The sequence below is a fragment of the Streptomyces atriruber genome (genome assembly GCF_001418325.1).
Lineage (GTDB): Bacteria > Actinomycetota > Actinomycetes > Streptomycetales > Streptomycetaceae > Streptomyces > Streptomyces atriruber.
This window is the reverse complement of the sequence record NZ_LIPN01000477.1, coordinates 1-11,239: the sequence shown is the minus strand read 5'-3', so window position 1 is coordinate 11,239 and position 11,239 is coordinate 1. Positions and strand designations below refer to the sequence as shown.

The following is an 11,239-nucleotide window of genomic DNA, read 5'->3' as shown; positions in this document are numbered from 1 at the left end:
GCCGACCAGGTCGGTGACGATCGCGAAGAAGCGGGAGTCGACCTCGTCGCGGGACAGGCCGTCGGCCGGCAGGATCCGTTCCGTCTGGGTGATGGGGTGGGCCCCTTCGTGGTCCCAGGTGAGACTCACGGGGCGCGGCAGCGTCTCGGCCGTCGTCGTCTGTTCGCAGAGCGTCGTGCCGTCCCACGTGAAGTCGGTCCGCTCCACCACGGTCTCGCCGTCCGGCCCGAGGCGCTGTTTCGAGACGCGTCGGCCGAGCGGGTCGTACGCATAGCGCCAGCGCGTGCCGTCGGGGGTCGTGACCGCGGTGAGGCGGTCCTCGGCGTCCCAGGCGTACCGCCACGTCTCCGGCTTCCGGGACAGCCTGACCTTCTGCCGCAGGACGACGCGGCCGAGCGCGTCGTGTTCGTAGCGGGTCCGGCCGGCGCGCGTGATGCGGGTTCCCGCGTAGTCCCGCGGGCCCGTGGACTCGTGGCCGGGGTGGTGCGCGGGCCAGGTGGCCCGCGTCTGGTTGCCCGCGGCGTCGTAGGCGTACGTCTCCGTCCAGTTCCGGGCGTGCACGGCCGTCACCCGGCCCGCCGGGTCGAGTTCGAAGCCGCGTCCGCCGGACAGCTGGTCGTCGAGTCCGGTGAGGGCCCCGTCGGCGCGGTAGGCGTACGCGCGGTGCTGGACCGGGCTGCCGTCCGGCCCGGTCACCGTCTGGGCGGTGAGCCGCCCCACCTCGTCGAAGGCACGCGCCAGGGCGACACCGGCACCGACGCCGGAATCGACACCGATCCGCCGCCCCACCTCCCGCCCCGACACATCCCGCTCGAAGTCGACCGTACGACCGGACGCGGTGAGCCGCGTCCGGTTGCCCGCCGCGTCCAGCTCCCAGCTGCTGGTCGCCCCGGTGGGAGTCGTGCGTCCCGTACGACGGCCCGCCGCGTCGTACGCGTACGTGAGGGAGCGGCCGTCGACCGTCTCGGCGAGGAGGCGTCCGGAACGGTCCCGCTCCAGGGTGAGCCGGCAGTCGGGGCCCGCCGCTGAGACGAGGTTCCCGAACAGGTCGTAGGCGAAGGTGGTGACCGCCTCGGCGGACTCCTTGCGGACGAGCCGGTCCAGTACGTCGTAGGCGAACGAGATCGGCTCGCCGAGGGCGTTCGTCCGGGACGTCAGGCGGCCCGCGTCGTCGTAGGCGTAGGCCAGGGTGCGGCCGTCGAAGTCCGTCTCCGCGATCAGGCGCCCGGCGGCATCGTGCTCGTAGGTCCACGACAGGCCCTGCGGGTTGCTGACCCGGGTGAGCCGCAGGGACGCGTCGTAGTCGAAGTGGTGGCGGGTTCCGTCCGCGCCGACGCGGGCGGCGAGCAGATCGAAGTGCGTGTACTCGAAGGAGGAGACCTGGCCCAGCTGGTCGGTGTGGCTGAGGCAGTTGCCCTCGCCGTCGTAGGTCCAGGACTCCACCGCGCCGTCCGGCGTGGCGTGCCGGAGGAGCAGGCCTTCCGTCGACCACGCGAGGCGGGTGGTGCGGCGCAGGGGGTCGGTGAGGGCCGTGGGGCGTCCCAGTGCGTCGCGCTCCCAGACCGTGACGGCACCCAGGGGGTCCTTGACCTGGAGGGGCAGCCCCGCGGGGTCGCACCGCACCGAGGTCGTGTGGCCCGCCTCGTCGGTGACCGACAGCGGGTGTCCCGCCGGTGTGTAGGCGTTGTGGACGGTCACTCCGGACGGCTCGGTGATGGAGGTGCAGTTGCCCCGCTCGTCGTACGCGTACTGCCAGTTGGTGCCGTCGGGCAGGTCGATGAGGGTCTTGAGGTTCAGCTCGTTGTAGGTGATGCGGATGGTGGCGCCGTCGGGGCGGGTGATCTGGGTCGGCTGGCCCAGGTGGTTGTTGGTGAAGGCCGTGGTGTGTCCGAGTTGGTCCGTTGTGGCGGTGACGTGCTGGTCGGCGTCGTAGGCGGTGGTGACCGTCGCGCCGAGCGGGTCGGTCTCGGCGAGGACCAGGCAGTGGTCGTCCACGAGGAAGCGGGTGGTGGCGCCCTGGGCCGTGGTGACCTCGGTGACGCGGCAGTCGGGGCGGGCGGGGTCGCTGATGTCGTAGGTGAAGGTGTGGGACAGGTGACCGGCCATGCCCTGCTGGGCGGTGCAGCGGTCCTGCTCGTCGTAGACGTAGGTGTAGCGGCTGTTGTTGGTGTCTTCCCAGGCCGTCAGGCGCAGCTGTGGGTCGTAGGTGTAGCGGGTGGGCAGGCCGGAGGAGTTGGTGACGGTGGTGAGGTTGCCGTCGGTGTAGCCGTACTGCTTGATGACGAGGTCGTCGCCGTCATCCATGGCGCCCGCCAGGCTCAGGGCGGTGATGCGCTCGTCCTCGACGGTCAGTTTCAGGTAGTAGCCGCCGCTGTGGAGGATCGCCCGCGGGGTGCCGTGCGGGTCGTGGTCGAAGTCGATGGTGTTGCGGTTGCGGTCCGAGAGGGTGGTCAGCAGGGCCACGCCGTCGTCCTCGCGGGGCGCGGCGAAGCGGCGGGCGCGGCCGGTGACCGGGTCGGTGAGGCGGTAGCCGCCGTCGTTGAGGCGTTTGAGGGGCCAGCGCGGTCCGGACTTGGGCAGGACGGGGAGGTCCGGCTCCGTCGGGTGCGGGTACGCGAGGAGCATGCCGTCCTCGCCGACGAAGACGACCCCGTCCTGGTCGACTTCGAGGCGCTGGTCGAGGGTGGAGGTCCAGGTGGGGCCGAACCAGCCGCCGCAGCGGTAGCCGGAGGCGACCCGGCGGGTGAGGTCCAGCGGGAGCGTGCCGGGCAGGGTGAGGTCGGTCTCGGTCAGGAACATCTGTCCGGTGGCGACGTCGACCGGGTCGCCACAGCCCTTGATCTTGCTCTTGACGCGGCTGTACGCGCCCTTCGCGCCGTCCTTGAGCGCGGTGCGTGCGGACTTGAAGCCCTTCAGGCCGCCCTTCAACCCCTTGACTCCCTTGGCGAGTTTGGCGGCGGTGGTGATGCCCTTCATGCCGGGCACGCAGTCCATCGCCGCGAAGGCCACATCCATCAGCGTGGCTTGGCCTTTCGCGTATTTGCTCAATGTGTCGGCCAGCACGATCGCCCCCGCCACGATCACGATGGCGGCGAGGATCGGCCCGCCCACGATCATCGCGATGATCCCGACGACGGCGACGACGACCTTGCAGACCGCGACGATGGTGTCCCAGTTCTCGGAGACCCAGTCCCCGTTCTCCTCCCACCACTTGCGGTTCTGGATACCCGCGTCCGAGGCCTCGTCGATCTTCTTCTTCGCGGTGCCCGCGGCCTCCTCGCGCATCTTGCGGGCGTCGGCGGCCATCTTCTTCGCCGCCTCCAGCGCGCTCTGCGCGGCATCCGCATCACCCTGCGCGGACTTCTGTGCCTTCTCCGCCGAGTGCGCGTTGCGGGTGGCGGCCTTGACCTTGTCCTCGTCCGGCCTGGGCACATCCTTGCCGCCGCCGGGCTTGTCCTCGTACTTGTCGGCTTCCTTGCCCGCCCGGTCCACCCACGAGTCCGCCGACGACAGCCGGGACTTGGCGGAGGTCAGATCGGCCTGCGCCTCACGGCCCTTGACCAAAGCCTTGTCCGCCAGGCTCTGGGCACGCTCCAGATCCTGCCAGTACGCGGACAGCGCATCCCCGGCCATCTCGTAACTCTTCTGGAGCTTCTTCAGCTTCTTCAGCTTGTCCGGCGCGTCCTGGAAATTCTCGGTGAACGCGTCCGCGGTCTTGCCCGCCCACTTCAGGATCGCGTCCTCGCCCGCCATCCCCTTGATGTCACGCAACACCCGGCCGACGTCGTCGGCGAAGTCGTGGAGGTTCTTCGCCGGCGACCGCACCCGCTGCGGATCACCCGGCGTCGGATCCTTCTCCAGATCCAGCACATGCCAGTCCGTGGCCCGGTATGCCGCCATCGTTCTTCCCCCGTCACACCTCGACTTCAGCCGTACCGCCGGAGGTCGGCAGGAGCTGTTGCTCAGTATCGGTTGCCCAGTATCGGCCCCTGATTCGAAGGATCCAGGGTGGCGGGGGAAGACGGAAGTGAAGGGGGCACAGGTGCTACGCGGGCGCGACCGACCCGTGCCGGGACTGTGACAGGCGGATCCGGCGACCCGGGCCGCGACGGTTGCGGGCGGATCCGTACCGGAACTGTGACGGGACCCCCCGATCCGGGCAACGGCAAGCTCAGCGCGGTTGACGGGGCGCGGGGCGGCCCGCGAATGAAACGGGCCTTTGGGGTGTGGCGGGAGGAAGCGGTCCGACGGTCCGGGACCCGGGCCCGTCCGGGCCTGTCTGACCTCCGGCCCCTTCCGTAACATCAGCTCGGTAGTCTCACCCGACCCCTCTGACCATCCACTCCTCCCCACAGGACACCAGGACACCCGCCATGGCGCGCACCACCTCACGCTCGACGAGCCCGCCGAACCCGCAGCCCCCGCGGAACCGGACGCCGCAGCCGTTGCCGCGGCGTCGGCGCAGTTTCGGGGACTTCGTCAAGGCCTTCTTCGCGTTCGTCGCGCTGGCCGTGCTCCTCGTCGGCGTGCCCGGAGCCCTCGCGGTCTTCGTCGGGTGGCCGCTGCCGGGCGGTGCGCCCTCGCTGGACTGGCTGCAGCAGGAGATCACCGTCAGTACGTTCATCAACGTACTGACCGTCGTCGTCTGGTTCGCCTGGGCGCAGTTCACGGCCTGTGTGCTCGTCGAGATAAAGGCCGCGCTCTCCGGGGTCGGCATTCCGGGCCGGGTGCCGGGTGCGGGCGGCAGCCAGATGCTCGCGCGGCAGCTGGTCGCGGCCGTCCTGCTCGTGGGCGCCACGGCCGCCAGCTTCGCGCCGGGGCTCTCGCAGTTCGGGCAGTCGCTGGAGGGCAATCAGAAGCCCGCGTCCGCCGCCAGCGCCCAGCAGACCCCCGGCCTCTTCGGGCAGGAGCAGCAACAGCAGGCCGCCACGGCCGCCGACGCGCTGGCCGCGCAGGCCGACCAGGCCGCCGCGCACGCCGACGGCGGTGGCAGCACCGCCAAGGACGGGGACACGAAGTACTACCGGATCCAGCCCCCCGAGGGGCGCCACCACGACTCCCTGTGGGAGGTCGCGGAGCGCCACCTGGGCGACGGCCGCCGGTACAAGGAGATCTACCAGCTCAACAAGGACCGCGAGCAGCCCGACGGGTCGCGGCTCTCCGAGGCCAGCCTCATCCGGCCCGGCTGGATCATGGAGATGCCCGCGGACGCGCACGGCGGCGAGCTCGTCGAGATGCCCGACGAGGCGCCCAAGGTCTCCGAGGACGTCAAGGAGCAGATCTCCGACTACTCCAAGACCGGTGACCAGCAGCAGGGCGGCGGCGAACAAGGCGGCCAGCAGGGCGGTCAGCAGGGCGGCGGCAGCTCCGTCGACCGCGACACCGCGCACATCGTCCTGCCCGAGCAGCGCCCCGGCTCCCCCGAGACCCCGGCCATGCCGCAGGCCCCGGCCACGCCCGACGCCGGAGCCCCCGAGGCCCCGGCCACGCCGGACGCCCCCGCCGCCACCGCGGGCAGCGAGTCCGAAGGCTTCGACTTCGGGCTGCCCGAGGCGCTCCTCGGCGCGCCCCTCCTCGCCGCCGGTCTGCTCGGCGCGCTCGGCCGCCGTCGCCGGCACGCCCTGTGGCAGTCGGCCATGGGCGCGGTCGGCGGGCGCGGCGGAATGCAGCCGCCGACGCCGACCGGCGCGGCCGCCGCCGCGCAGGACGCCCTGCTCGTGGGCGCCGACCCCGAGGGCGTACGCCTCCTCGATCTGTCGCTGCGCGGCCTCGCCGCCTCGCTCGCCGAGGAGAACCGAGCCCTGCCGACCGTGTACGCGGCCTGGCTGAGCAACGGCGACCTGCACCTGCAGCTCGCCCAGCCCGCCGGGCGCCCGCCCGCGCCATGGCAGCTGGGACAGGACCAGACGTTCTGGGTGCTGTCGCGCACCGACGCCGAGCGGTACGAGGAGGTGGACACGGCCGCGCCCTACCCCGGCCTCGTCTGCCTGGGCACCCTGGACGACTCGCGGCTGCTCCTCAACCTGGAGGCCGTGCCCGGCATCGTGTCGCTGAGCGGCAGCGAGGCCGACCGCGCCGCCGTCTTCGCCTCGGTCGCCGCCGAACTGGCCACCAACGGCTGGTCGGACCGCATGACCATCACCGTCGTCGGCTTCGGCCAGGACCTCACCCCGCTCGCGCCCAACCGCCTCCGTCACCTGGAGGACGTCGAGGCCCTCATCGAGACGATGGAGGCCGAGACCCGGCAGCGGCGCGGCGCGCTCGGCGCCGCCGGGCACGACTCCGTGCTCACCGGCCGCACCGGCCCCGCCCAGCACACCCGCTGGGCCCCGCACCTGGTGCTGCTCGCCGCGGAGCCGAGCGCCGAGGACGCCGTCAAGCTCGCCGAACTCGCCGCGGACGCGAGCCGACTGGGGATCGGATACCTCGTCGGCGCGGAGTCCGGGGACCTGCCCGGCGCCGCCTGGGAGATGCAGATCACCCGGGACGGCAAGCTGCTCGCGCCGCTGCTCGGACTCGAACTGGCCGCGCAGTCGCTGCCGGAGGCCCAGCAGCGGGCCGTCGTGCAGTTGTTCACCGAGGCCGACCCGGAAGGCTCCGGCAGCCCCGCGGGCTCCGGCGACGGCTCCATGTCCGCCGCTCCGCCGTTCCTCGTCGACGTCACCGAGCAGGGGCGGCCCGCGGTCTACGCCCGCCTCGTCGGTACGTACGAGATCATCGGCCTGGAGACGCCGGACGGCGAGCGCAGCCCGCTGATGCACGAGGCGCTGGCCCTGCTGCTCCTGCACCGCGAGGGAGTGCACCCCCGGGTGCTCGCCTCCGCGCTGTGGCCGCGCGGCGTCACCGACGACGTGCGGGACGCGCTCGTCGAGCGGCTGCGCGAGTGGCTCGGCACCGAGCCCGACGGCTCGCCCCGGCTGCGCGCCGACCGGACCGGCCGGCTCACGCTCGCCAAGTCCGTGGTGTCCGACCTGGACGTGCTGCGGTCGCTGTACCACGAGGCCACGCAGGGGCGCGGCGCGGGCAACCGTGCCGTGCGCGGGCGGATGCTCACTGACGCGCTGGTGCTCGTGCGCGGCCCGCTGCTCGCCGACCGGCCGCAGGGACGGTACGGCTGGCTCACGCACGAGATCATCGACGCCCAGCTGCCGCTGCTCGTCGCCGACATCGGGCTCGCGCTCTCCGAGTTCCACCTGGAGAAGGGGCGCGCGGAGAAGGCGATCGAGGCGCTCGACGCGGCGCTGGGCTCGGCGCCCGGCGACGAGCGGCTCTGGAACGAATTGCTCCGCGCCACGCACGCCACGGAGGACCCGGCCCGCCTGCAGCGGGTCGCCGCGGACCTCATGGCCCGCAGCGGGGCACGCGGACTGCCGCCGCGCACGGAGGCGCTGCTGGACGAGCTGCTTCCGACGTGGCGCAGCGGAGTCACGGCGGCGGGCTGACGGCCCCCGGCCATAGAGGAAGTCGTTGCTCTTGTTGCTGATACTGGCCGTCGGAGGCGCCCTGTGGGGCGCCTTCGCCGGGCTCTTCGTGCCGCGGGCCGCCTACCGGCTGTCCGTGCCGCCGGGCGAGCCGTGGCGCGCCGAGTGCCCCGAGGGACACCGGATCACGTCCTGGCTGGGACTCGCACGGTGCCGACAGGAGGACGGCGGCTACGGCCCCCGCACCTCCGGCACCGTCACCACCACCGCTCTCGTCTGCGCCGCGCTCGCCGCGACCACCGGCGCACGCCCCGAGCTCGGCGTCTGGCTCCTGCTCGCGCCCGTCGGCGTGCTGCTCGCCCTCGTCGACTTCACCGTGCACCGGCTGCCGGACGTCCTGACGCTGCCGCTCGCGGGCGCCTCGCTCGCGCTGCTCGCGGCCGCGACGCTCCTGCCCGAGCAGGGCGGCTCGTGGACCGCGGCGCTCTACGGGGCCCTGGCGCTCGCCGGTGCGTACTTCGTGCTCTTCCTCATCAACCCCAACGGCATGGGGTTCGGCGACGTGAAGCTGGCGCTCTGTCTGGGGGCGGTGCTCGGCTGGTACGGCTGGGGCGTGCTCCTGATCGGCACCTTCGCGGGCTTCCTGCTCGCCTCGCTGTACGGGGCGGCACTGGTCGTCGCCCGCCGCGCCGGGCGCAAGACGGCGATCCCCTTCGGCCCGTTCCTGATCGGCGGCGCCTTCGTGGGGCTGCTGCTCGGCGGCTACACCGCCTGACGTCGGGCGTTCCGTACCGCTGGCGTACGCTGGCGTGGTCCGTCCACAACCCTTACGAAAGGGACGCCCCGGTGACCGAGAAGGCCGACCTCCAGTCCGTCCTCGACCGTGCCGCCGCAGGTGGGCGGATCACTCCCGAGGAAGCGCTCGTCCTCTACCGCGACGCCCCGCTGCACGCCCTCGGCGCCGCGGCCGACGCGGTCCGCCGCCGTCGCTACGCGGGTACGGAGCACATCGCGACGTACATCATCGAGCGCAACATCAACTACACGAACGTCTGCGTCACGGCCTGCAAGTTCTGCGCCTTCTACGCCGCTCCGAAGGACACCAAGAAGGGCTGGAGCCGCGACCTCGACGACATCCTGCGCCGCTGCGCGGAGACCGTCGAGCTGGGCGGCACCCAGATCATGTTCCAGGGCGGACACCACCCGGACTACGGCGTCGAGTACTACGAGAAGCACTTCGCCGCGATCAAGAAGGACTTCCCGCAGCTGGTCATCCACTCCCTCGGCGCGTCCGAGGTCGAGCACATGGCCCGCATCTCGAAGGTCTCCGTCGAGGAGGCGATCCAGCGCATCAACGCGGCGGGTCTCGACTCCTTCGCGGGCGCGGGCGCCGAGCTGCTCCCGGCCCGTCCGCGCAAGGCCATCGCCCCCCTCAAGGAGTCCGGCGAGCGCTGGCTGGAGATCATGGAGATCTCCCACAACCTGGGCGTGGAGTCGACCTCCACGATGCTCATGGGCACGGGCGAGACGAACGCCGAGCGCATCGAGCACCTGCGGATGATCCGCGACGTGCAGGACCGCACCGGCGGCTTCCGCGCGTTCATCCCGTACACGTACCAGCCCGAGAACAACCACCTCAAGGGCCGCACCCAGGCGACGATCTTCGAGTACATCCGCATGATCGCGATCGCCCGGATCTTCCTCGACAACGTCGCGCACATCCAGGGCTCCTGGCTGACGACGGGCAAGGAGGCGGGCCAGCTGACGCTGCACTACGGAGCGGACGACCTGGGCTCGGTGATGCTGGAGGAGAACGTGGTCTCCTCGGCCGGTGCCAAGCACCGCAACAACCTCCGCGAGATGATCGAGATGATCCGCACGGCGGACCGCGTCCCGGCCCAGCGCGCCACGACGTACGAGCACCTCGTCGTGCACGACGACCCGGCGAACGACCCGGTCGACGACCGCGTCGCCTCGCACATCTCCTCCACGGCGATCGAGGGCGGCACGGCCCACCCGGAGCTCAAGCTCCTCGCCACCAACTGAGGCCCTCTTGCTGACACTTCACGTCGCCGAGCGTTCCCCCGAGACGGCGGTCCTGGTCGACGGCGCGAGTGTCGCGGCCGTGGGCCCGTACGAGGACCTGGCCGCCGCGCACCCGTCCGCACGGGTGCGCCGCTGGCCCGGCATCCTCACGCCGGGCCTCCTCAACCCGTACGCCCCCGAGCTCCTCGAGGCGACGTACCACCCCGACCCGCGCGAGGCCGACAGCCTCGGTACGGAGCCGATCGGCGGCGAGCGCGCCCGTACGCTCTTCGGCGCCGACCCCTCCCGCCTCGGCGCGAGCGCCCGACGCGGCGTCCAGCGCCTCCTGGCCCACGGCACGGTGGCGATCGCGGGCGAACTGCGCGCCAGGCCGGTTCTCGACGCCGTCCGCAGGGCGGGCCTCGCGGTGGGCCAACGCCCGCCGCGGCTGCCGGGCCCGCCGTCCTTGTCGCCGAGTCCGCTGATCCTGGTCCCGCCGCTGACCTCCGGGGGCCCGGCCCGCTTCGCGGTCTTCGACGTCGCTGACAGGGCCGAGCTGGTGCGGCGAGGAGCGGAAACGTGCGTGGCGACGGTGATCGCAGGTCGCTTGGTGTACCGAGCTCGTTGACGAACGCTGCAGGGGGCGCCCCGCAAGGGGCGCGGGGAACGGCGCGAGCAACCACAACGAACCCGCACTCGCGGGTGGCCCGCCGCAGGCGATCTTCTAGGGGCGCGGGGAACGGCGCGAGCAACCACAACGAACCCGCACCCGCGGGTGGCCCGCCGCAGGCGAAAGAGGTCATCGTCAAGAGAGAAGACCGGCCTGACACAATGGCCGGGTGACCCGAGCCTCCTTGGACAAGCAGCCGCACGAAGTCGCCACGATGTTCGACGACGTGGCGGAACGGTACGACCTCACCAACGACGTGCTCTCCTTCGGCCAGGCCCGCCTCTGGCGCAAGGAGGTCGCGAAGGCGGTCGACGCCCGCCCCGCCCAGAAGGTCCTCGACCTCGCCGCCGGCACGGCCACGTCCTCGCAGCCCTTCGCCCAGGCGGGCGCGTACGTCGTCCCCTGCGACTTCTCCCTCGGCATGCTGCAGGTCGGCAAGCAGCGCCACCCGTGGATGCCGTTCACCGCGGGCGACGGCATGAGGCTCCCCTTCAAGGACGACGTCTTCGACGCCGTGACGATCTCCTTCGGCCTGCGCAACATCCAGGACACGGGCGCCGCGCTGCGCGAGCTGTACCGCGTGACGAAGCCCGGCGGCCGGGTCGTGATCTGCGAGTTCTCGCACGCGACGTGGGGCCCGTTCCGCACGGTGTACGAGGAGTACCTGATGCGCGCGCTGCCGCCGGTCGCCCGAGCGGTCTCCTCGAACCCGGACGCGTACGTCTATCTCGCCGAGTCGATCCGCTCCTGGCCCGACCAGCCGGCCCTCGCCGACCTGCTGAAGGAAGCGGGCTGGTCGAAGGTGGCCTGGCGGAACCTGACGGGCGGCATCGTGGCGCTGCACCGCGGCTTCAAGCAGAGCTGATTCGTAACGCTCCAGTTGAGACTCGGATTCGGCGGACCCGAGGGAACCGGCCACCGGGCAAGATGTGTCCGTTGATACGACCCTGCCGTTTATTTATGCGGCGCTTACGGGCCGGTCCGCTTCCTTGCTGAACTCCTGAGTCCCCGGAGCGTCTTGATGGCGTCGTACTGCCCGCATTGTGGGGCGCCCAGCCCTGATGAGGCCCGCTTCTGCATGAAGTGCGGACGCGAACGCCTCCCGGAAACCCCGCTCCCGCCC

The 11,239-nt window shown here is 71.9% G+C and carries 7 protein-coding genes; 6 read left to right on the top strand and 1 reads right to left on the bottom strand.

Annotation, left to right across the window (positions count from 1 at the left end; translation table 11 throughout):
* A partial coding sequence (locus tag AOK03_RS36385; protein ID WP_055569662.1) for a DUF6531 domain-containing protein occupies nucleotides 1-3,900 on the bottom strand: 3,900 nt, incomplete at its 3' end.
* Between the two features lie 473 nt (nucleotides 3,901-4,373).
* Between AOK03_RS36385 and AOK03_RS36380 the strand changes: the two genes are divergently transcribed.
* The 6 genes from AOK03_RS36380 to AOK03_RS45275 all read left to right on the top strand — a co-directional run.
* Entirely contained in the window at nucleotides 4,374-7,442 is a 3,069-nt protein-coding gene (locus AOK03_RS36380) for an AfsR/SARP family transcriptional regulator (RefSeq protein WP_055569661.1), read from the top strand.
* Nucleotides 7,443-7,473: 31 nt separating this feature from the next.
* Nucleotides 7,474-8,196 (top strand): prepilin peptidase, encoded by a 723-nt coding sequence (locus AOK03_RS36375; RefSeq protein WP_055569660.1) that lies wholly within the window; start codon nucleotides 7,474-7,476, stop codon nucleotides 8,194-8,196.
* Nucleotides 8,197-8,267: 71 nt separating this feature from the next.
* Nucleotides 8,268-9,467, top strand: coding sequence for a cyclic dehypoxanthinyl futalosine synthase (gene mqnC, locus AOK03_RS36370; protein WP_055569659.1), 1,200 nt, complete (start codon nucleotides 8,268-8,270; stop codon nucleotides 9,465-9,467).
* 7 nt (nucleotides 9,468-9,474) lie between these two features.
* A complete protein-coding gene (locus AOK03_RS36365) occupies nucleotides 9,475-10,074 on the top strand; it encodes an imidazolonepropionase-like domain-containing protein (RefSeq protein ID WP_055569658.1) in 600 nt (199 codons plus the stop codon).
* Between the two features lie 211 nt (nucleotides 10,075-10,285).
* The gene (locus AOK03_RS36360; protein ID WP_055569657.1) at nucleotides 10,286-10,981 is read left to right on the top strand and encodes a demethylmenaquinone methyltransferase; all 696 of its coding nucleotides are present in this window, start codon (nucleotides 10,286-10,288) and stop codon (nucleotides 10,979-10,981) included.
* A 156-nt stretch (nucleotides 10,982-11,137) separates the two neighbouring features.
* Nucleotides 11,138-11,239, top strand: a 102-nt coding sequence (locus tag AOK03_RS45275; protein WP_157869176.1) for a zinc-ribbon domain-containing protein, incomplete at its 3' end; no start/stop codon positions are given.